The organism is Rhizobium sp. PL01 (assembly GCF_033447125.1).
Lineage (GTDB): Bacteria > Pseudomonadota > Alphaproteobacteria > Rhizobiales > Rhizobiaceae > Pararhizobium.
On the sequence record NZ_JAWQUM010000009.1, the window covers coordinates 233,567 to 258,855 of the forward strand.

Annotated in this window: 27 protein-coding genes; 14 read left to right on the plus strand and 13 right to left on the minus strand. The window is 59.7% G+C overall.

Going from position 1 to position 25,289, the window contains the following annotated elements:
- Nucleotides 1–10 precede the first annotated feature (10 nt).
- The 4 genes from R6X40_RS21390 to R6X40_RS21405 all read left to right on the plus strand — a co-directional run bounded on the left by R6X40_RS21390 (nucleotide 11) and on the right by R6X40_RS21405 (nucleotide 4,450).
- A complete protein-coding gene (locus R6X40_RS21390; RefSeq protein WP_318415851.1) occupies nucleotides 11–1,036 on the plus strand; it encodes a glucokinase in 1,026 nt (341 codons plus the stop codon).
- A 103-nt stretch (nucleotides 1,037–1,139) separates the two neighbouring features.
- A complete protein-coding gene (locus R6X40_RS21395) occupies nucleotides 1,140–2,951 on the plus strand; it encodes an ABC transporter ATP-binding protein (protein WP_318415853.1) in 1,812 nt (603 codons plus the stop codon).
- Between the two features lie 16 nt (nucleotides 2,952–2,967).
- Nucleotides 2,968–3,786, plus strand: coding sequence for a 4-hydroxy-tetrahydrodipicolinate reductase (gene dapB / locus R6X40_RS21400; RefSeq protein ID WP_318415855.1), 819 nt, complete (start codon nucleotides 2,968–2,970; stop codon nucleotides 3,784–3,786).
- Between the two features lie 28 nt (nucleotides 3,787–3,814).
- Nucleotides 3,815–4,450, plus strand: coding sequence for a 2,3-bisphosphoglycerate-dependent phosphoglycerate mutase (locus R6X40_RS21405; protein ID WP_318415857.1), 636 nt, complete (start codon nucleotides 3,815–3,817; stop codon nucleotides 4,448–4,450).
- A 56-nt stretch (nucleotides 4,451–4,506) separates the two neighbouring features.
- On the opposite strand, the gene R6X40_RS21410 is transcribed toward R6X40_RS21405, so the two are convergent.
- Nucleotides 4,507–5,379, minus strand: a complete 873-nt coding sequence (locus R6X40_RS21410; RefSeq protein ID WP_318415859.1) for a bifunctional helix-turn-helix domain-containing protein/methylated-DNA--[protein]-cysteine S-methyltransferase — start codon at nucleotides 5,377–5,379, stop codon at nucleotides 4,507–4,509.
- Between the two features lie 64 nt (nucleotides 5,380–5,443).
- Nucleotides 5,444–5,941 carry a DUF2244 domain-containing protein gene (locus R6X40_RS21415; protein WP_318415861.1) on the minus strand — a complete coding sequence of 166 codons (498 nt, stop codon included), beginning with the start codon at nucleotides 5,939–5,941 and terminating at the stop codon, nucleotides 5,444–5,446.
- A 22-nt stretch (nucleotides 5,942–5,963) separates the two neighbouring features.
- Between R6X40_RS21415 and nth the strand changes: the two genes are divergently transcribed.
- Complete coding sequence (nth, locus tag R6X40_RS21420) at nucleotides 5,964–6,728, plus strand: endonuclease III (protein ID WP_318416036.1); 765 nt, start codon at nucleotides 5,964–5,966, stop codon at nucleotides 6,726–6,728.
- Here nth and R6X40_RS21425 read toward each other — a convergent pair.
- On the minus strand, nucleotides 6,721–7,299 hold the full coding sequence (locus tag R6X40_RS21425) for a TetR/AcrR family transcriptional regulator (RefSeq protein WP_318415863.1): 579 nt from the start codon (nucleotides 7,297–7,299) through the stop codon (nucleotides 6,721–6,723). The two genes, nth and R6X40_RS21425, sit on opposite strands and share 8 nt — an antisense overlap.
- An 83-nt stretch (nucleotides 7,300–7,382) precedes the next feature.
- Between R6X40_RS21425 and R6X40_RS21430 the strand changes: the two genes are divergently transcribed.
- Entirely contained in the window at nucleotides 7,383–7,808 is a 426-nt protein-coding gene (locus R6X40_RS21430) for a VOC family protein (RefSeq protein ID WP_318415864.1), read from the plus strand.
- Nucleotides 7,809–7,815: 7 nt separating this feature from the next.
- Here R6X40_RS21430 and R6X40_RS21435 read toward each other — a convergent pair whose 3' ends face one another.
- A complete protein-coding gene (locus tag R6X40_RS21435) occupies nucleotides 7,816–8,985 on the minus strand; it encodes an MFS transporter (protein ID WP_318416038.1) in 1,170 nt (389 codons plus the stop codon).
- A gap of 102 nt (nucleotides 8,986–9,087) precedes the next feature.
- Entirely contained in the window at nucleotides 9,088–9,732 is a 645-nt protein-coding gene (locus tag R6X40_RS21440; RefSeq protein ID WP_318415866.1) for a TetR/AcrR family transcriptional regulator, read from the minus strand.
- A gap of 117 nt (nucleotides 9,733–9,849) precedes the next feature.
- Between R6X40_RS21440 and R6X40_RS21445 the strand changes: the two genes are divergently transcribed.
- Nucleotides 9,850–10,842 carry an adenosine kinase gene (locus tag R6X40_RS21445; RefSeq protein WP_318415867.1) on the plus strand — a complete coding sequence of 331 codons (993 nt, stop codon included), beginning with the start codon at nucleotides 9,850–9,852 and terminating at the stop codon, nucleotides 10,840–10,842.
- Between the two features lie 51 nt (nucleotides 10,843–10,893).
- Here the strand turns inward: R6X40_RS21445 and R6X40_RS21450 are convergent, their stop codons facing one another.
- Complete coding sequence (locus R6X40_RS21450) at nucleotides 10,894–11,433, minus strand: SH3 domain-containing protein (protein WP_318415869.1); 540 nt, start codon at nucleotides 11,431–11,433, stop codon at nucleotides 10,894–10,896.
- A 197-nt stretch (nucleotides 11,434–11,630) separates the two neighbouring features.
- Between R6X40_RS21450 and R6X40_RS21455 the strand changes: the two genes are divergently transcribed.
- A complete protein-coding gene (locus tag R6X40_RS21455) occupies nucleotides 11,631–12,635 on the plus strand; it encodes a D-glycerate dehydrogenase (protein WP_318415870.1) in 1,005 nt (334 codons plus the stop codon).
- A 4-nt stretch (nucleotides 12,636–12,639) separates the two neighbouring features.
- Here R6X40_RS21455 and R6X40_RS21460 read toward each other — a convergent pair whose 3' ends face one another.
- Genes R6X40_RS21460 through recF form a run of 3 tightly spaced genes read right to left on the minus strand, consistent with a single transcriptional unit; the run spans nucleotide 12,640 to nucleotide 15,004 of the window.
- Complete coding sequence (locus R6X40_RS21460) at nucleotides 12,640–13,110, minus strand: GNAT family N-acetyltransferase (RefSeq protein ID WP_318415872.1); 471 nt, start codon at nucleotides 13,108–13,110, stop codon at nucleotides 12,640–12,642.
- Nucleotides 13,107–13,868 (minus strand): molybdopterin-synthase adenylyltransferase MoeB, encoded by a 762-nt coding sequence (locus R6X40_RS21465; RefSeq protein WP_318415873.1) that lies wholly within the window; start codon nucleotides 13,866–13,868, stop codon nucleotides 13,107–13,109. Before R6X40_RS21465 ends, R6X40_RS21460 begins: the two co-directional genes overlap by 4 nt.
- A gap of 11 nt (nucleotides 13,869–13,879) precedes the next feature.
- Nucleotides 13,880–15,004 carry a DNA replication/repair protein RecF gene (recF, locus tag R6X40_RS21470; protein WP_318415875.1) on the minus strand — a complete coding sequence of 375 codons (1,125 nt, stop codon included), beginning with the start codon at nucleotides 15,002–15,004 and terminating at the stop codon, nucleotides 13,880–13,882.
- A 216-nt stretch (nucleotides 15,005–15,220) separates the two neighbouring features.
- Between recF and R6X40_RS21475 the strand changes: the two genes are divergently transcribed.
- Genes R6X40_RS21475 through R6X40_RS21485 form a run of 3 tightly spaced genes read left to right on the plus strand, consistent with a single transcriptional unit; the run spans nucleotide 15,221 to nucleotide 18,424 of the window.
- On the plus strand, nucleotides 15,221–15,682 hold the full coding sequence (locus R6X40_RS21475; protein WP_318415876.1) for a MarR family transcriptional regulator: 462 nt from the start codon (nucleotides 15,221–15,223) through the stop codon (nucleotides 15,680–15,682).
- Nucleotides 15,675–16,877, plus strand: coding sequence for an HlyD family secretion protein (locus R6X40_RS21480; RefSeq protein WP_318415878.1), 1,203 nt, complete (start codon nucleotides 15,675–15,677; stop codon nucleotides 16,875–16,877). Before R6X40_RS21475 ends, R6X40_RS21480 begins: the two co-directional genes overlap by 8 nt.
- Nucleotides 16,878–16,882: 5 nt before the next feature.
- Nucleotides 16,883–18,424: a DHA2 family efflux MFS transporter permease subunit gene (locus R6X40_RS21485; protein WP_318415879.1), complete on the plus strand. Its 1,542-nt coding sequence runs from the start codon at nucleotides 16,883–16,885 to the stop codon at nucleotides 18,422–18,424.
- Between the two features lie 5 nt (nucleotides 18,425–18,429).
- Here the strand turns inward: R6X40_RS21485 and R6X40_RS21490 are convergent, their stop codons facing one another.
- The 4 genes from R6X40_RS21490 to dnaK all read right to left on the minus strand — a co-directional run bounded on the left by R6X40_RS21490 (nucleotide 18,430) and on the right by dnaK (nucleotide 23,251).
- The gene (locus tag R6X40_RS21490; protein ID WP_318415880.1) at nucleotides 18,430–19,149 is read right to left on the minus strand and encodes a glutathione S-transferase; all 720 of its coding nucleotides are present in this window, start codon (nucleotides 19,147–19,149) and stop codon (nucleotides 18,430–18,432) included.
- A 123-nt stretch (nucleotides 19,150–19,272) separates the two neighbouring features.
- Nucleotides 19,273–20,400 carry a molecular chaperone DnaJ gene (dnaJ, locus tag R6X40_RS21495; protein ID WP_318415882.1) on the minus strand — a complete coding sequence of 376 codons (1,128 nt, stop codon included), beginning with the start codon at nucleotides 20,398–20,400 and terminating at the stop codon, nucleotides 19,273–19,275.
- A gap of 244 nt (nucleotides 20,401–20,644) precedes the next feature.
- A complete protein-coding gene (locus R6X40_RS21500) occupies nucleotides 20,645–21,178 on the minus strand; it encodes a GNAT family N-acetyltransferase (RefSeq protein WP_318415883.1) in 534 nt (177 codons plus the stop codon).
- A 150-nt stretch (nucleotides 21,179–21,328) separates the two neighbouring features.
- Complete coding sequence (dnaK, locus tag R6X40_RS21505; RefSeq protein ID WP_318415884.1) at nucleotides 21,329–23,251, minus strand: molecular chaperone DnaK; 1,923 nt, start codon at nucleotides 23,249–23,251, stop codon at nucleotides 21,329–21,331.
- Nucleotides 23,252–23,752: 501 nt separating this feature from the next.
- Between dnaK and R6X40_RS21510 the strand changes: the two genes are divergently transcribed.
- The 3 genes from R6X40_RS21510 to R6X40_RS21520 all read left to right on the plus strand — a co-directional run bounded on the left by R6X40_RS21510 (nucleotide 23,753) and on the right by R6X40_RS21520 (nucleotide 25,242).
- Nucleotides 23,753–24,412, plus strand: coding sequence for a hypothetical protein (locus R6X40_RS21510; RefSeq protein ID WP_318415886.1), 660 nt, complete (start codon nucleotides 23,753–23,755; stop codon nucleotides 24,410–24,412).
- A gap of 3 nt (nucleotides 24,413–24,415) precedes the next feature.
- Nucleotides 24,416–24,784, plus strand: coding sequence for a hypothetical protein (locus tag R6X40_RS21515; RefSeq protein WP_318415888.1), 369 nt, complete (start codon nucleotides 24,416–24,418; stop codon nucleotides 24,782–24,784).
- 89 nt (nucleotides 24,785–24,873) lie between these two features.
- On the plus strand, nucleotides 24,874–25,242 hold the full coding sequence (locus tag R6X40_RS21520; protein ID WP_318415890.1) for a hypothetical protein: 369 nt from the start codon (nucleotides 24,874–24,876) through the stop codon (nucleotides 25,240–25,242).
- The last annotated feature ends 47 nt before the right edge of the window (nucleotides 25,243–25,289 follow it).

Consider the following 25,289-nt stretch of genomic DNA (forward strand, 5'->3'; position numbering starts at 1 on the left):
GGAACCCTCCATGCCAATGCTCCCAGATACCGACAGCGGCCTCACCTTTCCGATCCTGATCGGCGATATCGGCGGAACCAACGCCCGGTTCGCGCTGCTGATCGACGCCTTTGCCGAGCCGAAGCTGTTTCCGATCATTCCAACGACGAACTATGCCAGCATCGAGGAAGCGCTGCAGACCAGCATCCTCGACAAGACGTCGGTCCAGCCGCGCTCGGCGATCATCGCGGTGGCCGGCCCGGTCAAGGGCGACGATATACCGCTCACCAACGCCGGCTGGGTGATCAAGCCGAAAGACATGCTGACGGCGCTGTCGCTGGAAGACGTGATCATCATCAACGATTTCGAGGCGCAAGCGCTCGCCATCGCCTCGATCGGCGACGAAGGCCGCGAACAGATCGGCCCCGGCACCATCCTCGAATCCGCCTCATGCGCTGTGCTGGGGCCGGGTACCGGCCTTGGCGTTGCGGGCCTTATCCATGCGCAGCACACCTGGTTTCCAGTTCCCGGCGAAGGCGGCCATGTCGATGTCGGCCCGCGCACTGAGCGCGACTATCAGATCTGGCCTTTCCTTGAGCCGATCGAAGGCCGCATCTCCGCAGAACAGCTGCTGTGCGGCCGCGGTATCATGAACATTTACCGCGCCGTTTGCGAATCAAAGGCGTGGGATCCGAAACTGGCGGATCCGGCCGCAGTGACCACCAATGCACTTGCAGGCACCGATGAAGCGGCCCTCGAAGCAATCTCGCTGTTTTCAACCTATCTTGGCCGCGTCGCCGGTGACATGGCAATGATCTTCATGGCGCGGGGCGGCGTGTTCCTTGCCGGTGGCATTTCACAAAAAATCCTGCCGGCGTTGAAAAAACCGGAATTCCGCCAGGCCTTCGAAGACAAGGCGCCACACTCGGCACTGCTCAAGACCATCCCGACTTTCGTGGTTACCCACCCGACTGCCGCACTGTCCGGTCTTGCCGCCTATTCGCGCACGCCATCACGCTTTGGTGTGGCAACGGAGGGACGCCGCTGGAGAACTTGAAACCTGGGACGCGGCTTAGACTCGCCAAACAGGGATCAAGGTACTATAGAGCCCGGTGAAATAAGGCGCCTTAAAGCATGCGCCGGGTTTTAAGGAAACCAGCTTGAAACAAGCCAAGACAAAGCTGCCCGCCGTAGATCGCGAGACTATTACCAGCGTTCTGAAGCGAGTTTTTGCCGAAAACGGGCGCGCTCATATTCGCGGCTATATCTTCGCCATCGCGTGCCTTATCGTCGTCGCTGCCAGCACCGCCTTTACCGCCTGGATCATGGAATCGGTGATCAACGAAGCCTTCGCCAACAAGCGGGCGGACATCGTTGTGTATATCTGCGGTGCGATCTTCCTGGCCTTCGTGCTGCGCGGTTTTGCGACCTATGGCCAGGCTGTCGCGCTCTCCAAAATCGGCAACAACATCGTCGCCACCTATCAGCGACGGCTCTATACACACCTTATGGCGCTGAGCGTCGGCTTTTTCAGCGATACGCGCTCGGCGCGCGTTTCTGCACAAATCAGCCAGAACGTCTCGGGCATCCGCGATGTGTTGAATATGACGGTGACCTCGCTCGCCCGTGACCTCCTGACATTGATCGCCTTGATTGGCGTCATGATCAGCAAGGACTGGCTGCTGACGCTTATCGTCTTCGCCGTGGCGCCGCCTTTGCTGATCGGTCTCCGTTACGTTTCCCGCCGTCTGCGGCAGGCAACGCGCGAATCGGTCGAAATCAACAGCCATGTTCTCGGCGCCATGCAGGAAACCATCCAGGGCATCACCATCGTCAAGGCCTTCACGATGGAGCAGCAACTGAAGAACAAGGTCGAAGCGATCATCGACCGGGCCGAAAACCGGGCAAACCGCATCGCCCGCCTCAGCGAACGCACTTCGCCGATGACGGAAACCTTTGCCGGTTTTGCCATCTCCAGTGTGCTTGCCTATGCCGCCTTCCGTTCGATCTATAATGGCGTGCCGCCGGGTGCTTTCTTCGCCTTCGTCACGGCGCTACTGATGGCTTATGATCCGGCACGGCGCCTAGCCAGACTGCAGGTTTCTCTGGAACGCGCTGTCGTCAACGCAAAGATGATCTACGAAATTCTCGACACGGTGCCGCATCAGCGGGACCTGCCGGATGCCCGCGACCTCGCGCTCGATGCAGCCAAGATCGAATTCCGGAACGTGCGCTTCAGCTACGCCGAGGGCGGCGATATCCTCAAGGGCGTCAACTTCGTCGCCGAGGGTGGAAAAACGACAGCGCTCGTTGGACCGTCCGGGGCCGGAAAATCGACCGTTATCAGTCTCATTCCACGCTTCTACGATCCCTCTGGCGGTGAAATCCTGATCGACGGGCAGGACATCGCCCATGTCACCAAACAATCGCTGCGAAACGGGCTCGCTTATGTTTCGCAGCAGCCTTATCTGTTCGAAGGCTCGATCCGCGACAATATCCGCTATGGCCGTCCCACAGCGACGGATGCCGAAGTCGAGGAGGCCGCGAAACTGGCCTATGCGCATGACTTCATCCTGATGCAGCCGCAAGGATACGACACACCTGTCGGCGAAAACGGCATAACCTTGTCCGGCGGCCAACGTCAGCGGTTGTCGATCGCGCGTGCGCTGGTGCGTCAGGCACCGATCCTGCTTCTCGATGAAGCGACCTCCTCGCTCGATACGGAATCGGAAGCAGCGGTTCAAAAGGCACTCGATCACGCCATGAGCGGCCGCACCGTCGTTGTCATCGCTCACCGTCTGTCGACCGTGGTCAATGCCGACAAGATCATCGTCATGAAGGACGGGCTGGTGGTCGAGGAAGGTACGCATGAGGCGCTTGCGCAGCGTAGCGACGGCCTTTACGCTCGCCTCCACAATCTGCAGGGCACAACGGGATCGCAAGCGATCGCGGAAGCCGAAACCTTGATCTGAGAGAACTGAGGCAGGCATGAGCGGGACGGACATGAAACTCGTGGTGGTCGGGGCTGCTGGCCGAATGGGCCAGACGCTGATCCGCACCATCAATGCCATGCCCGGCGCGACCGTGTTTGCCGCCATCGAGCGCGCCGGTTCTCCTTTCGTTGGACGTGATGCCGGCGAAATTGCCGGCCTTGGACCGACCGGTGTTGTGATCACCGACAAGCCGCTCGAAGCCTTTGTCGAGGCAGAAGGTGTGCTCGACTTTACCTCGCCTGCCGCCTCGGTGGAATTTTCCGGTCTCGCAGCGCAGGCTCGTATTGTCCATGTCATCGGCACTACCGGCTGCTCGGTGGGGGACGAGGAGAAGTTCAAGGCAGCCGGCCGCCATGCCCGCATCGTCAAATCCGGCAATATGAGTCTCGGCGTCAACCTTCTCGGCGTGCTGACGGAACAGGCGGCGCGCGCGCTCGGTCCGGAAAGCTGGGACATCGAAATCCTCGAAATGCACCACAAGCACAAGGTTGATGCGCCTTCGGGTACGGCACTGCTGCTTGGCGAAGCGGCGGCCAAGGGCCGGGAGATTGGTCTTGCCGAACATTCCGTGCGAGTGCGCGATGGCCATACCGGCGCGCGCGTTGCCGGGACCATCGGGTTTGCCACTCTGCGCGGCGGCTCTGTCATCGGCGAGCATTCCGTCATCCTTGCCGGCGAAGGCGAGCAAGTGACGCTGTCCCATTCCGCGACCGACCGGGCGATCTTTGCCCGTGGCGCCATTACCGCTGCGCTCTGGGCTCGCAACCAGAAACCCGGCTTCTATTCCATGCTCGATGTGCTCGGGCTGTCCTGAAACTTTCAAACTCCCCGGAGGAATTTCTATGAGCGGCACCCTCGTCCTTGTGCGTCACGGCCAGAGTGACTGGAACCTGAAAAACCTGTTTACCGGCTGGAAGGATCCCGACCTGACGCCACTCGGCATCGAGGAAGCCAATGCCGGCGGCAAGGCACTTGCCGACTATGGCATCACGTTCGATGTCGCCTTCACATCGGTTTTGACGCGCGCCCAGCACACGCTGAAGCTCATCCTCGACAATCTCGGCCAGCCCGATCTGGAGACCATCAAGGACCAGGCGCTGAACGAGCGCGATTACGGCGATCTCTCCGGTCTCAACAAGGACGACGCCCGGGCCAAGTGGGGCGAGGAGCAGGTCCATATCTGGCGCCGTTCGTATGACGTACCGCCGCCGGGTGGCGAAAGCCTGAAGGACACCGGCGCTCGCGTCTGGCCCTATTACATGACCGACATCCTGCCGCGCGTTCTGGCCGGGCAGAAGGTTTTGGTTGCCGCCCACGGCAATTCGCTGCGCTCACTGCTGATGGTTCTCGACCGGCTCGACCGCGAACAGATCCTCTCGGTTAACCTCGCGACCGGCGTGCCGATGGTCTACAAGCTGAAGGCCGATTCCACCGTCGCTTCCAAGGAAGTGCTTGGCGACATGTCCGGCGCGCATTGAGCGCCGACATTTGACGAATTCCGTAAAAGGGCCGCTCGAGCGGCCCTTTTTTAATGTCAGACCTTGCCTGCTTCCCAGCCGAGCATCGCCCGCTTGCGGGTGAGGCCCCAGTGATAGCCGGTCAGGGCACCGCTTTTGCCGAGCGCCCGGTGGCAGGGCACGACAAACGAGATCGGGTTGCGGCCGACGGCTGCACCGACGGCGCGCGAGGCGGTGGGCTGGCCAATATCGCAGGCGATGTCGGAATAGGTAACTGCCTTGCCCATCGGGATCTTCAAAAGCGATTCCCACACGCGAATCTGGAAATCGGAGCCGATCAGAACGACGCGTAGCGGTTCTTCCGCGCTCCATTCCCTGGCATCGAAAATACGAGCCGCATAACCTGCCGTCGCCGCGCTGTCTTCGATGAACTGGGCATTCGGCCAGCGGCTGGCCATGTCTTCGAAACTGGCCTTCTCATCGCCCGCATCGTTGAAGGCAAGACCCGCAAGGCCGCGATCGGTGACCATCACCAAAGCCACGCCGAACGGGCATGGATGGAACCCGTAGCGAATGGTCAGACCGCCGCCACGTAGCTTCCATTCGCCGGGAGACATCGCCTCATGGGTGACGAACAGATCATGCAGGCGCGAGGGACCGGACAGGCCCAACTCGAAGCTGGTTTCCAGAAGCGGCAGTTCCTCTTGTCGCAGCAGGCGCTTGGCGTGATCCAGCGTCACCGCCTGCAGAAACGCCTTTGGCGACAGCCCGGCCCAACGGGTGAAGGTTTTCTGCAGCTGGGTCGGCGACTGGCCGAGATCGCCGGCGATGGTGTCGAGAGACGGCTGATCGCGATAGTTTTCGGTCAGCAACTCGACCACGCGGCTGACGGTCTCATAGTCGCTGCCATGCGGCGTGATATCGGTGGGCTTCGATGTCTTGATGTCCATAATCCTATCTCCTTGATGTCAGAGATAATCATTCCAACCGGGGTATCGCCACCCGATTCTTGATCTAGCGGCGTTTCACCGTTGCCAGCGCGCCGGAAAAGGCGGCGGCGAAGGTTTCGCGGTCGTCGCGGTTTAGGAAGGAGCCGATATCGGTCGTCCGCTGCCGGTCGCTGAGCTGCATGGAGACAATGCCGATTTCCTGGTGGCGGGATATATTGAACCGCGTCCAGAAGGGGTTAAACCTGTATTCGGTCATCCGGCCGGCCGGGTTGAACTTGCGCACGGCGACGTCGGTGCGGGAAACGCTGATTTCTTCGCGGGCACGGGCTGAGCGATAGTTCAGCCAGAACGCGCCGAACAGCAACAAGAAATCCAGCCCGAAGAAGAAGACGATCGGCCAGGCACCGATGACGACGAAAACGAAAATATGGACGAGGCTCATCAGAGCGGCGATGAGCAGGAAGACCTTGAAGCCCTTGATCCCGAGTGAACGGTAGGGTGTCAGCTCGGCTGCGAAAACCGGCTGCTCCTCAGTCACCCTCTTGGCGTTGCCATCGTTCATGACGAATGACTATAGATGCATGATGAGAAACGTGAAGCCAAAATCAGCAATCCAGCCGGTGAAAGCGAAATCCGCGACAACCGGACGCGCCAAGACGAAGCCCAAGACCATCTACAGCAAAGCGGAAATCGAGGAGATTTTCCGCCGCTTCTCGATCCAGCGGCCTGAGCCGAAGGGCGAGTTGGAGCACGTCAATCCCTTCACGCTGCTCGTTGCCGTGGCGCTTTCGGCGCAGGCGACGGATGCGGGCGTCAACAAGGCGACACGGGCGCTTTTCGCCGCTGCCGACACGCCGGAAAAGATGGTGGCGCTCGGCGAAGACCAGGTTCGCGAGTATATCAAGACCATCGGGCTCTATCGCAACAAGGCGAAGAACGTCATCGCACTCAGCGAGAAACTGATCGCAGAATTCGGCAGCGAGGTGCCGCGCACCCGAGAGGAGTTGATCGCGCTGCCCGGCGTCGGCCGGAAGACCGCCAATGTGGTGCTGTCGATGGCGTTCGGACAGGCGACCATGGCTGTCGATACGCACATCTTCCGCATTGCCAACCGGCTCTGTCTGGCACCGGGGAAGACCCCGGACGAGATCGAAGCCCAGTTGATGCAGATCATTCCCGATCATTATCTCTACCATGCACATCACTGGCTGATCCTGCACGGGCGCTATTGCTGTAAGGCACGCAAGCCGGAATGTCAGCGCTGCGTGATTGCCGACATCTGCAAGGCAGCCGAAAAGACCAGCGAGATGCCGGCGCCACTGGTGGAACTGCCGCAGCAGATCATTTGACCGAGATGCCGTCGATCAGGGCGGCAATGGCCGTCTCGTAGTCATCGCGCCTGCCACCTGCTTCGATCGCCAGTGCCGCACGGTCGAAGGCAGCGGAAAGAAGCTGGGCGTACGCGTCCAGGAGAATTGCATCCTTGCCGTTCGCTGCAAACAGGACTGCCAGTCCCGCCTTCAAACTTCCTTCCGCATTCTCGGCATCGATATCCTGCAGGCTGTGAAGGCCGAGAATGGCCGGGCCTTCCAACAGCAGAAGGCGCGTACGGCCCGGCACCGCCATCGCATCGAAATATCCTCGCGCGCCGTCAAGAATGGCATCGCGTTCATTGGTCGACGGGGCGGATCTGGCTTCGATCTCCGCACTCACCTGCCGCGCTTCTTCCGCGACAATGGCTGAAAACAACGCCTTTTTGTCTTCAAAATGGTGATAGAGCGCGCCGCGGGTCACTCCAGCGGCGCTGACGATGTCAGGCGTTGCGGTGTCCGCATAGCCCTTCTCGACGAAAAGCCCGCGTGCCGCCGCCATCAATGCGAGGCGCATGCTTCCACTTCGTTCCTGATTGCTGCGCCGCATTTTCCACCTTTACATACAATCTGTATGTATGTTACCTCAAAAAACATGCAGACTGTATGTCAATTTTACACGGAGGAAAAGACGTGAAAATCACCAGCTACTATCCCGTCATCATGAGCCTGGATGTCAGCGCAACCGCTGATTTCTACATCCAGAATTTTGGCTTCGAACCGCTATTTACAGCCGACTGGTATGTGCACCTCCAGTCGCCCGACCATGAAAATGTGACGCTGGCCATCCTGGACGGTAACCACGAAACAATTCCGGAAATCGGCCGCGGAACCGTTTCCGGTCTCCTGCTGAACTTCGAAGTGGAGGATCCGGATGCACTCTACGCGCAGTTCCTCGCCGCCGGACTGCCGATCCTGAAGGCGATTTGCAACGAGGATTTCGGCCAGCGGCATTTCATCACCGCCGACCCAAACGGCGTATTGATCGACGTGATCAAGCCGATTCCGCCGACGGCGGAGTTTGCTGCGCAGTATGACGCAACCGCGCTTCCCGCTTGATCCGCATTCAGGCCGAAGCCGGCCTACGCTCCGTCAGAGAATAGACGAGTGCCGAAACTGGCAGCGTAAGACCGAGCATCGAGGCGGCCCACCAGCCGCCTTGAGCATACAGCCAGCCGCCAAGCGCCGAGCCGATGGCGCCACCGGCAAAGAACGTCGCCATATAGAGCCCGTTCAGGCGGCTACGGTACTCGGCGCCGAGCACGAAGATGGCCCGCTGGCCAAGCACCAGATTGGTCGTGACGCCGAAATCCAGCAGGATCGCAGCGAAAGTCAGAAGGCCGAGCGCCCACATCGACCCATCAGGGGCAACATGGGTGATAAGGAAGGCGACCGCGACTGAGATCATCGACAGGCGCGTGGCGGTGTAGCTCCAGCCCTTGTCGGCAAGCCGCCCGCTGATGGGCGCGGCGATGGCGCCTGCCGCACCGGCCAGCGCAAACAGCGCGATCTGACCTTGAGACAGGCCGAACTCCGGTCCTGACAACAGCAGCGGCGTTGTCGTCCAGAACAGGCTGAAGGCGGCGAACATGAAGGCGTGATACAGCGAACGGCGGCGCAGGATCGGCGTCGTTGCGACCAGCCGGCCCATCGATTTCAGCAGCGCACCATAGCTCAATCCCGTCTGCGGAATGCGCGGCGGCAAGGCGCGAGAGAGCACCGCAGCGAGAACGACCAGCACGGCAGCCGAGATGAAGAAGACCATGTGCCAGGGCAGGAACTCGGCAATGAAGCTCGAGGCCGGACGCGCCAGCATGATGCCGACCATCAGGCCGCTCATGACATTGCCGACAGCCTGGCCGCGATGAGCTTCCGGTGTCATATGCGCCGCATAGGGCACGATGATCTGGATGGCGACGGAGCCGAGCCCGATGAAAAAGGCCGAGGCCAGAAACGGCAGCGGCGTGGAGGCAAGGCCTGCCCCGACCACGGCCACGGTTCCGAGCGCCATGACCGAGAGGATCAGCTTGCGATTTTCAAAGAGGTCGCCCAGCGGCACGATCAACAGAAGGCCAAGACCATAGCCGATCTGCGTCAGCGTGACGATCAATCCGGCAGCGCCGGGAGACAGGCCGAGCGACGCGCTGATTGGGCCGATCAAGGGCTGCGCGTAATAAAGGTTGGCGGCGATCAGCCCGCACGCGGTGGCCAGAAGGAACATCATCGCCGATGACATGGCTTCGGGTTCGATGGCTTTGGATTGGGGGCTTATTTCAGCTGAGGCTTCGATACTGGTCACGGTCGTCTCCAAATCCATGTCTTGAAAAGTTTAAAGCAGTTAGCCCAGCAGGTTCATTGCCACATCCGCGACCGCCATCATCTCCGCGCGGCTGCGGCCGGTTTTCCCAACGATGCGCATGCCCTGCAGCAAGCAGAGCAGCGCGCGTGCTGTGCCGGCGGCGTCGATGTCGGCGGATACCGATCCATCCGCTTGGCCCAGCAGGATGCAGTCCTTTATGACAGCTTCATTGGTCGCGTGTGCGACATCGACGCGCTCCGCCGCCACCGGATCGGACGCGGCAAGTTCGGCTGCCGTGGCTATGACAAGGCAGCCGCGCTGACCGAGTTCGCCATGGGCAGCCTCGGCATAAAATTGCAGGGCGGCACTGATCTTGTCGCGGCCCAGCAGAAAGGGCGCTATCGCCGCCTTGAGCTTCGTGCTGCGCAAGACGCGATAGCGGTCAAATGCGGCGAGTAGAATGCCGCGCTTGTCCTTGAAGGCCTTGTAGATGCTGCCCGGCGTCAACTGCATCGCATCCGAAAGATCGCCAATGGACGTGCCATGGTAACCGCGCACCGAAAAAACATCGATGGCGCGCTCGAGCGCGGCATCGGCATCGAACTCCCGGGGGCGGCCACGCGGGCGTTGGTCTTGCGTTGTTTCAGTCATCGTTTTCATGCTTGCCATATAGGAAATGATCATTTCCTATATCAAGTAAAATTTGCGTGTAGCAGTTCTTTTTCGCTTTCCGCTTCCAAAGTCCCGGAAATCCGCTATTACCGGACACCGACTGACACAAACAATCCAGGCGGTTTCCGGATGACAAAATTCGACGTGCTCACGATCGGCAATGCGATTGTGGATATCATTGCGCGCTGCGACGACGCATTCCTTGTCCACAACGGCATCATCAAGAGCGCGATGAACCTCATCGATGCCGACAGGGCCGAGTTGCTCTATTCGCGCATGGGCCCGGCACTGGAAGCGTCCGGCGGCAGTGCTGGCAATACGGCAGCGGGCATTGCCAACCTCGGCGGCCGGGCTGCCTATTTCGGTAAAGTCGCCAACGACCAGCTGGGTGAGATCTTCACCCACGATATTCGCGCCCAAGGCGTGCATTTCGAGACCAAGCCGCTCGACGATCTTCCGCCGACGGCCCGCTCGATGATCTTCGTTACCGAAGACGGCGAACGCTCGATGAACACCTATCTCGGCGCTTGTGTCGAGCTCGGCCCCAATGACGTCGAGCCGTCGGTGGTGGCGGACGCGGCCGTTACCTATTTCGAGGGCTATCTGTGGGACCCGCCGCTGGCAAAGGACGCGATCCGCGAATGCGCCCGCATCGCCCACGAGAATGGCCGGGAAGTGGCGATGACGCTGTCCGACAGCTTCTGCGTCCACCGCTACCGGGCCGAATTTCTCGACCTGATGCGATCCGGCACCGTCGATATCGTCTTTGCCAACCGTGCAGAAGCCCTGGCGCTGTATGAGACGGAAGATTTCGAGCAGGCGCTCGCCATGATCTCCAAGGATTGCAAACTGGCTGCAGTGACGTTGAGCGAAGAAGGCTCGATCGTCGTCAGGGGCGATGAACGCGTCAAGATCGAGGCAACGACGGTCAGCCGCGTTGTCGACACGACAGGTGCGGGTGATCTCTATGCCGCCGGCTTCCTGCATGGCTACACGACCGGCCGGACATTGGCCGATTGCGGCAAGCTCGGCAGCCTGGCCGCCGGCATTGTCATCGAGCAGATCGGCCCGCGCCCGATGATCTCGCTGTCTGCAGCAGCAAAGGAAGCCGGTCTGCTCTGACCGGCCTTTTTTCATAGCTCTTTTCGAGCGAAAATCTGTTCGGGCGAATTTCTACTTGAAGGCTTCGCCCGGATAGGCGCCCCAGATTTCGCCCTGCGAAATCCAGCCTTCGGCACCCTGCGTCTCTGCACGGCACCAGTCACCATTGCACTCGCCGACATGAACGACGACGCCCGGCTCGATGCGCGCGATGATAGCACCGCCCGACTGCGGATCGCGCCGCATGTTGACGAAGACGCCCTCGCCCTTGCCGCGCATCCAGGGAGCAGTAACCGCAGTTCGATCACCCGAAAGCAGCGCCTGATTGACCCACCCTTCGGTGCCGTCGGCATCGCGGATCTTGCGCCAGTTGTCATACTCCTGCGTCACTTCGACCGGAACACCCGCCCGAAGGTAACGCCAGGCCACCGCATAATCGACACTCGGGCCGACGCGCAGATTGACGCTCTTGGATTTCAGGCTGACGAAGCGCGGCAACGGCAACCCGCTGGCGCCCTTTGCCGCCTGGGCAAAGACCGGCGCGGCCTCGATCGTGACGAGGGACAGGGCAACTGCGATGGCGAAAGCGAGCCTGGAAAGGAACTGACGCATGACAAAATCCATTTTCCAAAAAGATTCAGAAGCTTGCAGTTAAATCTCTGACCGACCCTGTCGAAGACAAGCAAATCGTCCGGGAACTTCTAGAGTTTTGTTTGTCTTCCCCACCGGGTCTGGTAGAAAATGGAACTGCAGGGAGAACGATCACTCATCTTGGTTAAAAACCCGTCAACAAGGCGAAGCAGGCAGCAATGACCGCGAAGAAAAAACCCAAGGTCTATATCACGCGCAAACTGCCGGATGTGGTTGAGACGCGCATGCGCGAACTGTTCGACGCGGAACTCAACATCGACGACACGCCGCGCACGCAGCCCGAACTTGTGGCGGCGGTGAAGCGCGCCGACGTTCTGGTTCCAACCCTCACCGACCGGATTGACGCCGCACTGATCGAGCAGGCCGGACCGCAGCTGAAACTGATTGCCAGCTTTTCCAATGGTGTCGACCATATCGACGTCGATGCCGCCGCGCGTCAGGGGATCACCGTCACCAACACGCCGAACGTCTTGACCGAAGATACGGCCGACATGACACTGGCGCTCATTCTCGCCGTGCCCCGCCGCTTGGCCGAAGGGTCGCGGATCCTTACCGACAGGAAAGAGGAATGGGCCGGATGGTCGCCGACCTGGATGCTCGGGCGCCGTATTTCCGGCAAGCGCATTGGGATTGTTGGCATGGGCCGTATTGGCACCGCCGTTGCCCGCCGCGCCAAGGCTTTTGGACTTTCGATCCACTATCACAACCGCCATCGCGTCAGCACGGAGACCGAGGAAAGGCTGGAGGCGACCTATTGGGACAGCCTCGACCAGATGCTCGCCCGCGTCGATATCGTCTCGGTCAATTGTCCGTCTACACCCGCGACCTATCACCTGCTGTCAGCGCGCCGCCTGGCCCTGATGCAGCCGACCAGCTACATCGTCAACACGGCCCGCGGCGGCATTGTCGATGAGGCAGCACTGATCAAATGCCTGCGGGAAGGCAAGATCGCCGGGGCCGGGCTCGACGTGTTCGAGAACGAACCGGCCGTCAACCCGAAGCTGGTCAAGCTTGCCAGCGAAGGCAAGGTCGTGCTGTTGCCACATATGAGTTCGGCGACTCTCGAGGGCCGGATCGACATGGGCGACAAGGTGGTGATCAACATCCGCACCTTCTTCGATGGACACCGGCCGCCAGACCGGGTTTTACCCGGCCGAGCCTAAACGCTCAAAGCGTTTTGCGCATCTCGATGAAGGTCAGACGGGTGAAACCGGGATGGCATCCTTGCGCGGTCTGCACGAAACCCCATTTTGCAAAAATGCGATGGTTTTCGGTCAGCTCAATCCGCGTTTCGAGGCGCAGGCAAGACAACCCGCTCGCGGCGGCATGGGCCTCGGCTGCCTGTAGCAACAATCGACCGATACCTTTGCCTTGCGCATCCGGCACGACAGCGAGTTTGCTGATGTAGAGACAATCGGGCGGTTCCGGCTTGCAGAAGATGCAGCCCAGCAGTTTACCGTTCTCGACGGCTGCATAGGCCGTCTCCGCTCTCGCCTTTTCCATCAGCAAAGGAAGCGTCAGCAGCAATGCGGAGGATGGTGGATCGATGCGGGGCTGCATGTAGGCGAAGGAGGCAAGGATAAGCTCCAGAAGCGCATCCCAATCGCCGAAGGCATCGTCGATTGGCAGAGGCCTCATCGCGCTTTCCGGCTGTATTTGATGGTCTCAAACCGCGCGGCCAGTCCGTCATACATCAGCAGACGGCCGACCAACGGTTCGCCTGCGCCGGTAATGACTTTGATGACTTCCATAGCTTGCAATGTACCGAGAACGCCAGTTAACGCGCCGACAATACCGGCCTCGGCACAGGAAGGCACGACGCCTGGCGGCGGCGCTTGTGGAAACAGATCGCGATAGCCCGGGTTGAGGCGACCGCCAGCTGCTGTTTTCCAAGGCTGGAGAACCGTAAGGGAGCCATCGAAGCGGCCGACGGCGGCGGTCACGAGGGTGATTTCCAGACGCTCTGCCGTGTCGGCTGCGAGATATCGAGTAGAAAAATTGTCGGAGCCATCGACGACGATGTCATAGCCGGAGAACAGCGCCTCGGCATTAGCAACCTCCAGACGCTCCGCATGCCGGATCACATCCACATGCGGATTGATCCGCTGGAGTGCATCCGTGGCGCTGTCAGCCTTGGCGCGGCCGATATCCGGTGTGCCGTGGATGATCTGGCGCTGCAGGTTGGACAGGGAGACGGTATCGTCATCGACGATGCCCAGCGTACCGACACCGGCGGCGGCGAGATATTGCAGGACCGGAGCACCAAGACCGCCGGCACCGATGACCAGCACGCGCGCCGCTTTCAGTGCCTGCTGTCCGGCCCCACCGATCTCCGGCAAGATGATGTGGCGGGCATAACGCTGGATTTCTTCAGAATTCAGAGGTTGTTTGCTCATGATATCGAACTTCACCCGGAAACGGTGCCGTTGGCAACGGTGAGGTAACGCGCACGGTCACCAAGGGCTGAAAACATTGACTGGTCTGTGCCGGTCATGAAAGCCTGGCCGCCGAGATCATCGACCAGATCGAACAGGGCCGCCCGCCTGCCCTCATCAAGATGCGCCGCGATTTCATCCAGCAGCAGGACCGGCGCATGACCGGTCATATTGCCGACCAGACGGGCATGGGCGAGAATCAGGCCGACCAGAAGCGCCTTCTGTTCGCCGGTCGAGCAGCGTGCGGCTTCCATGTTCTTGGTACGGTGGCGGATCAGCAGATCACTTCGATGCGGACCGTCCAGCGTGCGGCCGGCCGCAGCATCGCGGTAGCGGCCGCTTCTCATCATCTCCAGATATTGTTCTTCCAGATCGAACGCCGGACGGTGCCACTCGCCGTCGAGAAAGCCGGAAAGAGCCAGATCGGCAGCCGGAAAGACGCCGCCTTCGTGGTTTTTGTCGACAAGCCCCGCCAAAAGACCAAGCATTTCCTGTCTGGCCAGAGCCATCGAGATACCAAGCTCAGCCATCTGCCGCTCAAGTCCCGTCAGCCAGACCGGGTCGGGTCGGCCCTCCGACAGCAGCTTGTTGCGGCTGCGCATGGCGCGCTCGTAATCGGTCGCGCGTCGGCCGTGCTCGGGATCGAGCGACAGAACCAGCCGGTCTAGAAATCGGCGGCGGTCGCCCGAACCGCCAGTGAATAACCCATCCATCGCCGGCGTCAGCCAGAGGACGCGCAAATGATCGAGCAGTTCATCGACCGTCTTTACAGTCGTGCCGTTCAGCCGCAGGCGGCGTGTCTGGCCCTCATCAGTGCCCGCCGTGCCCGTACCAATCTCGACCGAGCCATCCATGCCCTCCAGTTCGGCGAACACCGAGAAGCCGGTTTCGGCACCGACCCGCGCCACATCGGCATAGGCGGCACGGCGTAACCCGCGCCCCGGCGACAGGAAAGAGACTGCTTCCATCAAGTTGGTCTTGCCCGCACCGTTATCGCCGGTCAGCACCACATGGCGAGCGTCGAGATCAAGCGACAGTCCAGCATAGTTGCGGAAATCGCTGAGCTTCAGACGGGAAAGAGAAACCTTGTGCGGCATGGGGAATCCGGTTGCGTGTCCCGGTGAGAGCTAAGCCGAGAGGAGGCCGATGGCAAGGCGGAACATCGGCGCATCTCAAACGACAGGCGGCGGCGGCGCAGATCACCGAACTGTGACAGAAAAATTGCCGCAATGCACACATGCCTAATTGCGCAGGTGCGAATACTCAAATAAGATAGCTTATCTTATGTATGCTAATGATATGGCACTCCCTTCATGAATCTTACCCCGACTTTGGGTTTTCTGCTTCACGACGTTGCCCGGCTGCTGCGCAAGCGCTTCGAGCAGCGCGCGAAGCATATGGGCCTGACGCGTTCACAATGGCAGACGATCGCCTATCTGGCGCGCAATGAAGGTATCCACCAGAGCGGCCTTGCCGAGCTCCTGGAAATCGAGCCCATCACTCTGATGCGCGTGCTCGACAAGCTGGTAGACCGCGGCTTCGTTGAACGGCGGCGGCACGAAACAGACCGCCGCATCTCGCTTCTCTACACGACCGAACTGGCGCGCGGGCTTTTGTCCGACATGCGCGCCATCGGTGACGCAACGCGCTCCGAAGCCTTGCAAGACATTCCTGACGAGGACCGCGAAAAACTCGTCGCGATTCTCGACCTGATGAAATCCAACCTCCTGCAGGCCTGCCGCGCGCCGGCCGACAAAGAAACCCATCATGGCTGACACATCCTCCCTCCGCGTACCCGCCAATGCCAATGGCCTCGAAACATCCGAGGACGTAACGACTGAGGCAAAGATCAACACGGCACCACCGGCATCGACAGACCCTGCCCCCTCCGTCGGCACCGTTCGCCAGCGCCGCAGCATGAAGCGGCCGATCCTGTTTGCATTGCTGCCGATCGCCCTCATTGCCGGCGGCTACTTCTATGTGACCGGCGGCCAGATCATGGAAACGGACAATGCCTACCTGCAGGCAGACATGGTCGGTGTTTCGACCGACGTCGCCGGCACCGTTGCCTCTGTCAATGTTCACGAGAACGAGGAGGTCAAAGCCGGTCAGGTGCTGTTCCAGCTGAAGCCGGATTCGTTCCGCATTACGCTGGAAGGCGCCGAGGCCAAGCTTGCCGCCGCCCGCAACGCGCTTTTGAACCTCAAGGCAAGCTATACCCAGACGCTGGCGCAGATCGCCCAGGTCGAAGCCGATATTCCCTATTATCAGACGGCTTTCGACCGGCAGCAGACATTGATCTCCAATGCCGCCGCCTCCCACGCGACCTATGACGACGCCAAGCACAACCTTGAAGCTGCAAAGCAGAAGGTTGCCGTTGCCCAGGCCCAGGCTCAAACGACACTGGCCCAGCTGGGCGGCGATGCCAACCAGCCTATCGAACAGAACCCGCTCTATCTCGAAGCAAAATCCGCCGTCGATGACGCGCAGAGGCAGCTGGACGACACGACGGTGCGCGCACCGTTCGACGGCGTGGTCACCAACGTCAATGCGCTGCAGCCAGGCAGCTATCTGGATGCCGCACAGCAGGCCTTTTCGCTGGTCTCCACCAAGAACATGTGGATCGCAGCCAATCCGAAGGAAACCGAGCTCACCTATGTGAAGCCGGGCCAACCGGTGACGATCACGGTCGACACCTATCCGGGCGTCGAATGGAAGGGCAAGGTCGCCAGCGTCAGCCCGGCATCCGGCGCGAGCTTTGCCCTGCTTCCGGCACAGAATACATCCGGCAACTGGGTGAAGGTCGTCCAGCGCATTCCGATGCGTGTCACCATCGATGACACGGCCGGCAAGCCGCCGCTACGCGTCGGCATGAGCACGCTGGTTGCCGTCGATACCGGCCGGGCACGTGGCCTGCCGGATATGATCCAGAAACTTCTCGGCCATTCGACCGCCCACGCCCACGAGTAACCGCCATGAGCAGCATCGCCTCTGCGGCAACGACGCCTGTCGCCAATCGCGGCGCCATCACGGCCTGCATCATCCTTGCAGTGATCATGCAGGCTCTGGATACGACCATCGCCAATGTGGCGCTGCCCTATATTCAGGGCAGCGTGGCGGCAAGCGCAGACCAGATCAACTGGGTGCTCACCTCCTATATCGTCGCAGCCGCGATCATGACGCCGCCGTCCGGATTTCTGGCGGCAAAGTTCGGCCGCAAGCGCGTGTTGCTGGTGGCGATCGTCGGTTTCGTCGTTGCATCCGTTCTTTGTGGCCTCGCCCAATCGCTACCGCAAATCGTCGGCTTCCGGCTGCTGCAGGGGCTGTTCGGTGCGGCGCTCGTTCCCTTGTCGCAAGGCATTCTGCTGGACATCTATTCGACCGAGGAGCGCGGATCGGCGATGGCGCTGTTTGGCGTCTCGGTCATGGTCGGGCCGGTGCTCGGCCCTGTGATCGGCGGCTGGCTGACCGAAAACATCAGCTGGCGCTGGGTGTTCTATATCAATGTGCCCATCGGCGCGCTGGCCTTTGCGGGCATCAGTATCTTCGTCAAGGAAACCAAGCTCGACACACAGGCGAAGCTGGACTGGTTCGGCTTCGGCATGCTCAGTCTCGGCATCGCCTCGCTGCAGCTTTTTCTCGATCGCGGGGGCCAGCTGGATTGGTTTTCCTCCGGCGAGATCCTGATCGAGGCTGTCGTTTGCGCCAGCGCCTTCTATCTGCTGGTGGTCCATACACTGACGGCTGAGAAATCCTTCATCAATCCACGCCTGTTCCTCGACCAGAACTTTGCCGTCAGCATGCTGTTCATCTTCGTCGTTGGTGTCACCTATCTGGCCTCGCTGGCGCTGATGACGCCCTATCTGCAGTCGCTGATGGGCTATCCCGTCGTCACTGCAGGCATCGTCATGGGCCCGCGCGGGCTTGGCACGATGGTCTGCATGTTCGTCGTCGGCCGCCTGATCGGCAAGGTCGATACGCGCATCCTGTTGTTCACCGGCCTGGCGATCACCGCCTGGGCGATGTACGACATGATCGGCTGGACGCCGAATGTCTCGCAATGGACGATCATATCCGTCGGCTTCATACAGGGCGCCGGGCTCGGCTTCCTGTTCGTGCCGCTGACGACGATTGCCTTTGCCACGCTGCCGGCCGAAATGCGCGGCGACGGCACCGGGCTCTACAATCTCTCGCGCAATATCGGCTCCAGCGTCGGCATTGCCGTCGTCTCAGCGCTGCTGATCGAGAATACGCAGGTCAACCACGCATCGATCGCTGCCTATGTGACGCCGTTCAACCACGCCTTCCAGGCACCGGCCGCTGCAGCGCTTGATCCGATGACCGCCGTGGGGCGCGCCTCGCTCGACAGCATCATTACGCTGCAGGCGACGATCATTGCCTATATGGACGACTTCAAGCTCTTGATGATCATGTCGCTGGCCGTCATGCCGCTGGTCTTCCTGCTGCGCAAGCCGAAAGCCCCACCGGCAATCGACCATAGTGCGGTGATGGAATAGCGGCTCTAACCCCGGTCAAGTTCCGGGTAATACCGGAAAATGCCTTGTTCGTTAAAGGCAAGCCGGCGGTCCGAGGCAATATAGGCGCTGATCCGCGGCAATTTTCGGACTTGCGCGTTCAGCGCAACAAGAAGCGGGTAGTCAGGCTCGGCCGCCGTCATCGCGGCTGGAAAAGCGTATCGCAGACCCTCGACAAGATGGAACAGTGACAGGTCGACATAGGTGAGCATATCGCCGATGGCATGGATCTGCCCTTGCCCGTTCTTCGCCAGCTGCTTTTCGAAATAGCCAAGAAATTTCGGCAGCCGTTCGTCAAGAAAGTTCTCGGTGCGCCGCAACGCTTCGTCCTTCTGATCCTCGTAGTAAAGCGACACGCCGATCGGATGATGGGTGTCATGAATTTCAGCGACGAAATCGGTGATGGCAAGCTGCAGACCGTGCGTTGTTATCCTCCCGGCCTCATCCTCGGGTGCGAGCCGAAGCCGGTTTCCAAGGTAGAGCAGAATGTTGGCCGCGTGGGAGATGACGAGATCTCCGTCCTTCAGGAAGGGCGGCGCAAGCGGCACAACGCCCGCCGTCCTGTTCTTCATCATCGCCATCATCCGCGCCATGCCGCCATCGTTTCGGGCGACGTCGACATAATCGGCGCCAGCCTGCTCCAACGCCAGACGGACGAATTCGCCCCGGCCAGGGATGCCGTCCCAATAATAGAGTTCGTAGGTCATGGTGCACCTTGGTGTTGGGTTGAATCGAGCATCAACCGCACAAACAAAAAAGCCGGAGGCAGCGCTGCCTCCGGCTTAGATATATTGCTGATAATCTGTTCGACCAGTCGCTGATCGCGAGGATCATTCGATGTCGAAGAAATCCTTCATGCGGGAAAAGAAGCCCGCCGATTCCGGATTGTTTTCCTTCGACGACAGTTCCTCGAACTCGCGCAGAAGCTCGCGCTGACGCTTGGTGAGATTCTGCGGCGTTTCGATCTGGATCTGGATATAGAGATCGCCGACCTGGCTGGAGCGCAGCACCGGCATGCCCTTGGCCTTCAGACGGAACTGCTTGCCGGCCTGTGTGCCCTCAGGCACCGAGACACGGGACTTGGTACCGTCAAGCGTCGCAACGTCGAACTTGCCGCCAAGGGCCGCTGTCGTCATCGAGATCGGCACGCTGCAATAGAGATCGGCACCATCGCGCTGGTAGAACTCGTGCGGCTTGACCGAGAGGAAAATATAGAGATCGCCCGAAGGTCCGCCACGCAGGCCCGCCTCACCTTCATTGGACAGCCGGATGCGCGTGCCGTCTTCGATCCCGGCCGGGATGTTGACCGACAGCGAGCGCTCTTCGATGATACGGCCTTGGCCGTGGCACTTACCGCAGGGGTCGGCAATGGTCTGGCCGCGCCCCTGACAGGTCGGGCAGGTGCGCTCGATCGAAAAGAAGCCCTGGGCAGCACGGACACGGCCGGACCCTTGGCAGGTGGCGCAGGTGGTTGGCTTGGTGCCGGGCTTGGCGCCCGAACCCGTGCAAAGGTCGCAGGTGATCGAGGTCGGGACACGAATTTGCGCCGTCTTGCCAGCATAGGCTTCCTCGAGCGAAATTTCCATATTGTAGCGCAGGTCGGCTCCACGCTCGCGGCCACCGGATGACCGCCGCTGCCGGCCGCCGCCCATCATCTCGCCGAAGATGTCTTCGAAAATATCGGAGAAACCACCGGCACCGCCGCCCATTCCGCCGCCACCTCCCATGCCGCCCTGTTCGAACGCTGCATGGCCATAACGGTCGTAGGCGGCCCGCTTCTGCGGGTCCTTCAGCACCTCGTAGGCCAGGCTGATCTCTTTGAACGTCTTTTCAGCTTCCGCATCACCAGGGTTCTTGTCCGGGTGATACTTCATTGCGAGTTTGCGGAAAGCGCTCTTGAGCTCCTTCTCGTCTACTGTTTTCGCAACGCCGAGCGTTTCGTAAAGATCACGTTTCATACTTGCAGATTGTCCTGTTGAATAGGCGCGTCAAAACCGGCCGCCCGGCGGTCGCCAAATTTCCTTGCAACAGGATTTAGTAAACCTTCAAGCGCGATACCATAGGCAATACACCGTCTGGCCCGCTTTTTATCGGAAAAGCACCGAATCAAGCCGTTTTACCTTCGTCCTGCGCCTTGCGGCAGCGCCGATTCCGGATGGAAATTGATTGACCCCAGTTGCTGAACGGCCTCTCAGACTTTGCTCACACATCATCGTGGCGAAGATCAAGAAACTTCATGAAATAGACCGATGCCTTGGGAACACCGGAGGGATCAACAAAATGAAGCGGAACGATGCCAATTTCCTGCCAGCCCAACCGGCGATAAAGCCGTTCACCAGCCCCACCCATAACTGTATCGAGCATGAGTAGATTACGCGCCAGCCGTATCGCTTCCACTTCTACGGCCAGCATCAGAGCAGTGCCGATGCCTCTGCCCTGGAAATCGCGATGGACGAGCAATTTGAAAATCTCTGCCCTATGCGGGGCGTTCGGCTCCGGCGACAGGTACAGTTGAACGGTTCCGACAATCTGCCCATCGATGGTGGCGCAGAAAAGCAATCGCTCGTGCTGCGCAACAGCGCTAAAGATGCTTTCCCAATAGGCCTCCGACTGCTTCCGGGTGAACGGCAAGACAAATCCCACAACCGCGCCGTCCTCAACGCTTCGGAGAAGAAGCGCCGCAAGTTGGTTAAGGTGCCGCGCTGCAGATTCGCTGTCAACAATCGAGACTTCCATTCCGCCCTCGATTGGATTGGCTACCGCCACAATCTGCCTTGGAACGCCCTGCCTTTCAACAGTCGCCGTAGGGCCAGCTACTCAATCGCTGAAAATAAAAAACCCGGAGCTTTCGGCTCCGGGTTTTCTGGTTTGGTATTCGAAGAAGACTTATGCGGACTTCTTGCGGTCGTCGTCGTCTTTGACTTCTTCATAGTCGGCATCGACGATGTCGCTGTCGCGAGCTGCATCAGCCTCTGCATCGGCATTGGCAGCTTCGGTCTGCTGCGATTCATACATCGCCTGACCAAGCTTCATCGAGGCTTCGAGAAGCGTCTGGGTCTTGGTCTTGATGTCTTCAGCATCCGGCTCGGAGGCTTCGACAGCAGTCTTCAGCGAAGCGATCGCGTCGGAGATCGCGGTGCGCTCGACTTCCGTGACCTTGTCACCGAATTCCTTCAGCGACTTTTCCGACGAATGAATCAGGCTTTCGGCCTGGTTCTTCGCTTCAACACCTTCACGGCGCTTCTTGTCGTTCTCGGCGTTGGCCTCGGCATCCTTGACCATCTTTTCGATATCCGCGTCGGACAGACCGCCCGATGCCTGGATCCGGATCTGATGTTCCTTGCCGGTGCCCTTGTCCTTGGCCGAAACCTGAACGATGCCGTTGGCGTCGATATCGAAGGTCACTTCGATCTGCGGAACGCCACGTGGTGCCGGCGGAATGCCGACCAGGTCGAACTGGCCAAGCAGCTTGTTGTCCTGCGCCATTTCGCGCTCGCCCTGCGAGACGCGGATGGTGACGGCGTTCTGGCTGTCTTCGGCCGTCGAGAAGGTCTGCGACTTCTTCGTCGGGATCGTCGTGTTGCGCTCGATCAGACGGGTGAAGACGCCACCCAGCGTTTCGATGCCGAGCGATAGCGGGGTCACGTCGAGCAACAGAACGTCCTTGACGTCGCCCTGCAGAACGCCGGCCTGAATGGCGGCGCCCATGGCGACCACTTCATCCGGGTTGACGCCCTTGTGCGGCTCCTTGCCGAACAGCTGCTTGACGATTTCCTGTACCTTCGGCATGCGGCTCATGCCGCCGACCAGAACGACTTCGTCGATCTCGGCTGCAGTGACGCCGGCATCCTTGAGGGCTGCCTTGCACGGTGCAACAGTGCGCTGAACCAGCTCGTCAACCAGGCTTTCGAACTTGGCGCGCGACAGCTTCATCGTCAGGTGCTTCGGACCGGTGGCGTCTGCCGTGATGAACGGCAGGTTGATTTCGGTCTGCTGCGACGAGGACAGTTCGATCTTGGCCTTTTCGGCAGCTTCCTTGAGGCGCTGCAGAGCAAGCTTGTCGTTCTTCAGGTCGATGCCCTGGTCCTTCTTGAACTCAGCTGCGAGATATTCGACCAGACGCATGTCGAAGTCTTCACCGCCGAGGAAGGTGTCGCCGTTGGTCGACTTCACTTCGAAGACACCATCGCCGATTTCGAGAACCGAGATATCGAACGTACCGCCGCCCAAGTCGTAAACGGCGATGGTCTTGCCGTCCTTCTTGTCGAGGCCGTAAGCGAGGGCCGCAGCGGTCGGCTCGTTGATGATGCGCAGAACTTCAAGACCAGCAATACGGCCGGCATCCTTGGTTGCCTGGCGCTGTGCGTCGTTGAAGTAAGCCGGAACGGTGATAACGGCCTGCGTGACCTTTTCACCGAGATAGGATTCGGCAGTTTCCTTCATCTTCTGAAGGATCATGGCGGAGATCTGCGACGGGGAATAACCCTTGCCCTGCGCTTCGACCCATGCGTCGCCATTGTCGCCCTTGACGATGTTGTAAGGAACGAGGGCCTTGTCCTTTTCGACGAACTTGTCGTCGTAACGGCGGCCGATCAGGCGCTTGACCGCAAACAGTGTGTTTTCAGGGTTGGTGACGGCCTGACGCTTGGCCGGCTGGCCGGTCAGACGCTCGCCATCATCGTTGAATGCAACGATCGACGGCGTGGTGCGTGCACCTTCCGCATTCTCAATGACCTTCGCGTCCTTGCCGTCCATGACGGAGACGCAGGAGTTGGTCGTTCCCAAGTCAATACCGATTACTTTAGCCATGTAATTCTCTCCTTGCAGCGGACTGTCAGAACCCGGTCAGGCATTCATGCGACAGCCCCTAACGGGATGGTCTGTGGAATATTCGCAGCGAATAGCTACGGTGATGGGGCGTATATAAGGACCAGTGTTTCGGACTGCAAGGCATGAGAACGCCACGAAGCCGAGGAAATCAACGTCTATTATGACGAAGCATCGCGCGCCGTTACAGAAATCAGCGATCCTTTCTACAAGGCGATTGCTGTTCCCGCTCCAGAACAGCGGGGACGTCCAGCAGGCATGGCGGTATCGACGTGATCGTCTGCTGCAGGAAAATCATCACATGTTCATTGGGTTGACCGGAAGATAAGTGTTTCGCCGGTTTTTTTCCACCTGAATTTATCCCCGCCGCCTCTGCGCCACGCACAATTATCCGGCTGAATTAGAAAACGGATGGCGTGGCCAATGATTTCGACAGAACCGGCAGACCTGAGCCTGCCACAACTGAGCTACCGGCAGGCGGCGATGGCCGTTGAAATTCGAGCGCTGACTTTATGCCTGGAATGGAAGGCCGGTTTTCGCCCCGAGCAGCCGCGGGTGCCGGCCGGCAATCCCGACGGCGGACAATGGGCCGGAGGCGGTTCCGAAAGCCGGCCGATCCACGTCAACCGCCGCGGGCCTCGTGGCGCGGGACAAGTCCGTATTCTCGACAGATGGCAGCCCGTTACGCCCGGGCAGGAAGCGCGGCTGGCGGTCAGTATCGGCCGGATGCAGGAAGCGCTACGCGCCGTTCAAAGACGTGACCCGAACTGGCGGCCAACTCCGCAAGCCTATGAGACGGTCGAGGGGCTGATACGCGCCAATGAATCCGTAGCACAGGAGGCGATGCTCCGCGCGCTCCAGTTGCGGCTGCCGCGGACCGGCATCGGCCCCTATGCAAAGGAATGGATTGCGGCGCCAGCAACCAACAGGCGGCCGACTAGGAGGGAACAGGCGGAAATTGATCGCATCGGCCGTACCTACGGATGCCACTGGTGTGGTACAAAGACATCGGGGACTAAGCGCGGTCATTTTATTGGTGATCATCAGGTGCCAAAATCGCTTGGCAAACCAAGTAGAATTTATCCGCATTGCTGGTCGTGCAGTAAATCACAAGGTGGTTTGATATCTCGGGAAAGTTACTAATCGATGTCCGTAAAAAAACTCACAATTGCCCCTGAATATCTTAGCATCTACGTTGCAGGTCGTCGCAACATCAAGATTCCTGTTCATATGGACAGGAAGGGAATATTTTCGTCGCCTGACTGCATCAACGTTCCTGCGCTCTACTGGAACGACGGAGACACCTCTGTGCTATTCGGACCGATTTTAGAAATTACAGAAACGAGAAAGCCAGATTTCGATGGCATTCTGAACACCCCCAATAACGAATTGATTTTATTTGATGCCATCGAGCCTGAATTCGCCAGTGCTCACGTGCCTTCCCAAAAAACACGTATCCGAATCTGGATCGACCATCCCAGCGAGCCCGAAAATGTCACCATCGCATGGGGTTAGGGACAGCGAGATCCGGCCTTCTGGACATTCCCGTTGTGTCCTCAGTCAGCCGCAAGGCGGACCTTTTAAGAAGAAAAAGGCTTAACGCCATGACCGTGCAACACCTGTCGATAGCCCCGGAATATGTGAGCTTTTACGTTGCAGGCCGTCGAAATGTCGATATTCCGACGCACATGGATAGGCGAGGTGTCCTTTCGTCAAAAGACTGCATTCTCATTCCCGCGCTCTATTGGAACGACGGGGACACGCACGTGACGTTTGGACCAGCCTCCGAGATTGAGGAGAAACGGAAGCCTGATTTCGACGGGATTCTGAACACACCCAACAACGAGATTATTTTATTTGATGCAAATAACCCTCAATTCGCTATTTCACGCGTACCATCCGCGAAAACCCGGATTCGGGTCTGGATCGATCACCCTACCGAGCCAGAAAATGTTGTCATCGCTTGGGGATAGCGACTGTTCAAATTGACTCTGTCATGCATGACCCCCATCGTCAGGAG

Coding starts and splice junctions, on each gene's coding strand:
- R6X40_RS21440 (WP_318415866.1), bottom strand. CDS start 9,732: ATGATCATTTCCTATATGGCAAGCATGAAAACGATGACTGAAACAACG.
- recF (WP_318415875.1), bottom strand. CDS start 15,004: ATGCCGCACAAGGTTTCTCTTTCCCGTCTGAAGCTCAGCGATTTCCGC.
- R6X40_RS21455 (WP_318415870.1), top strand. CDS start 11,631: ATGACCGCGAAGAAAAAACCCAAGGTCTATATCACGCGCAAACTGCCG.
- R6X40_RS21425 (WP_318415863.1), bottom strand. CDS start 7,299: ATGCGGCGCAGCAATCAGGAACGAAGTGGAAGCATGCGCCTCGCATTG.
- R6X40_RS21410 (WP_318415859.1), bottom strand. CDS start 5,379: ATGGACATCAAGACATCGAAGCCCACCGATATCACGCCGCATGGCAGC.
- R6X40_RS21510 (WP_318415886.1), top strand. CDS start 23,753: ATGGCCGTTGAAATTCGAGCGCTGACTTTATGCCTGGAATGGAAGGCC.
- dnaJ (WP_318415882.1), bottom strand. CDS start 20,400: ATGAAACGTGATCTTTACGAAACGCTCGGCGTTGCGAAAACAGTAGAC.
- R6X40_RS21475 (WP_318415876.1), top strand. CDS start 15,221: ATGAATCTTACCCCGACTTTGGGTTTTCTGCTTCACGACGTTGCCCGG.
- R6X40_RS21450 (WP_318415869.1), bottom strand. CDS start 11,433: ATGCGTCAGTTCCTTTCCAGGCTCGCTTTCGCCATCGCAGTTGCCCTG.
- R6X40_RS21460 (WP_318415872.1), bottom strand. CDS start 13,110: ATGAGGCCTCTGCCAATCGACGATGCCTTCGGCGATTGGGATGCGCTT.
- R6X40_RS21405 (WP_318415857.1), top strand. CDS start 3,815: ATGAGCGGCACCCTCGTCCTTGTGCGTCACGGCCAGAGTGACTGGAAC.
- R6X40_RS21465 (WP_318415873.1), bottom strand. CDS start 13,868: ATGAGCAAACAACCTCTGAATTCTGAAGAAATCCAGCGTTATGCCCGC.
- nth (WP_318416036.1), top strand. CDS start 5,964: ATGAGAAACGTGAAGCCAAAATCAGCAATCCAGCCGGTGAAAGCGAAA.
- R6X40_RS21480 (WP_318415878.1), top strand. CDS start 15,675: ATGGCTGACACATCCTCCCTCCGCGTACCCGCCAATGCCAATGGCCTC.
- R6X40_RS21515 (WP_318415888.1), top strand. CDS start 24,416: ATGTCCGTAAAAAAACTCACAATTGCCCCTGAATATCTTAGCATCTAC.
- R6X40_RS21390 (WP_318415851.1), top strand. CDS start 11: ATGCCAATGCTCCCAGATACCGACAGCGGCCTCACCTTTCCGATCCTG.
- R6X40_RS21415 (WP_318415861.1), bottom strand. CDS start 5,941: ATGAACGATGGCAACGCCAAGAGGGTGACTGAGGAGCAGCCGGTTTTC.
- R6X40_RS21435 (WP_318416038.1), bottom strand. CDS start 8,985: ATGTCATCGGCGATGATGTTCCTTCTGGCCACCGCGTGCGGGCTGATC.
- dnaK (WP_318415884.1), bottom strand. CDS start 23,251: ATGGCTAAAGTAATCGGTATTGACTTGGGAACGACCAACTCCTGCGTC.
- R6X40_RS21490 (WP_318415880.1), bottom strand. CDS start 19,149: ATGACCTACGAACTCTATTATTGGGACGGCATCCCTGGCCGGGGCGAA.
- R6X40_RS21445 (WP_318415867.1), top strand. CDS start 9,850: ATGACAAAATTCGACGTGCTCACGATCGGCAATGCGATTGTGGATATC.
- R6X40_RS21500 (WP_318415883.1), bottom strand. CDS start 21,178: ATGGAAGTCTCGATTGTTGACAGCGAATCTGCAGCGCGGCACCTTAAC.
- dapB (WP_318415855.1), top strand. CDS start 2,968: ATGAGCGGGACGGACATGAAACTCGTGGTGGTCGGGGCTGCTGGCCGA.
- R6X40_RS21485 (WP_318415879.1), top strand. CDS start 16,883: ATGAGCAGCATCGCCTCTGCGGCAACGACGCCTGTCGCCAATCGCGGC.
- R6X40_RS21520 (WP_318415890.1), top strand. CDS start 24,874: ATGACCGTGCAACACCTGTCGATAGCCCCGGAATATGTGAGCTTTTAC.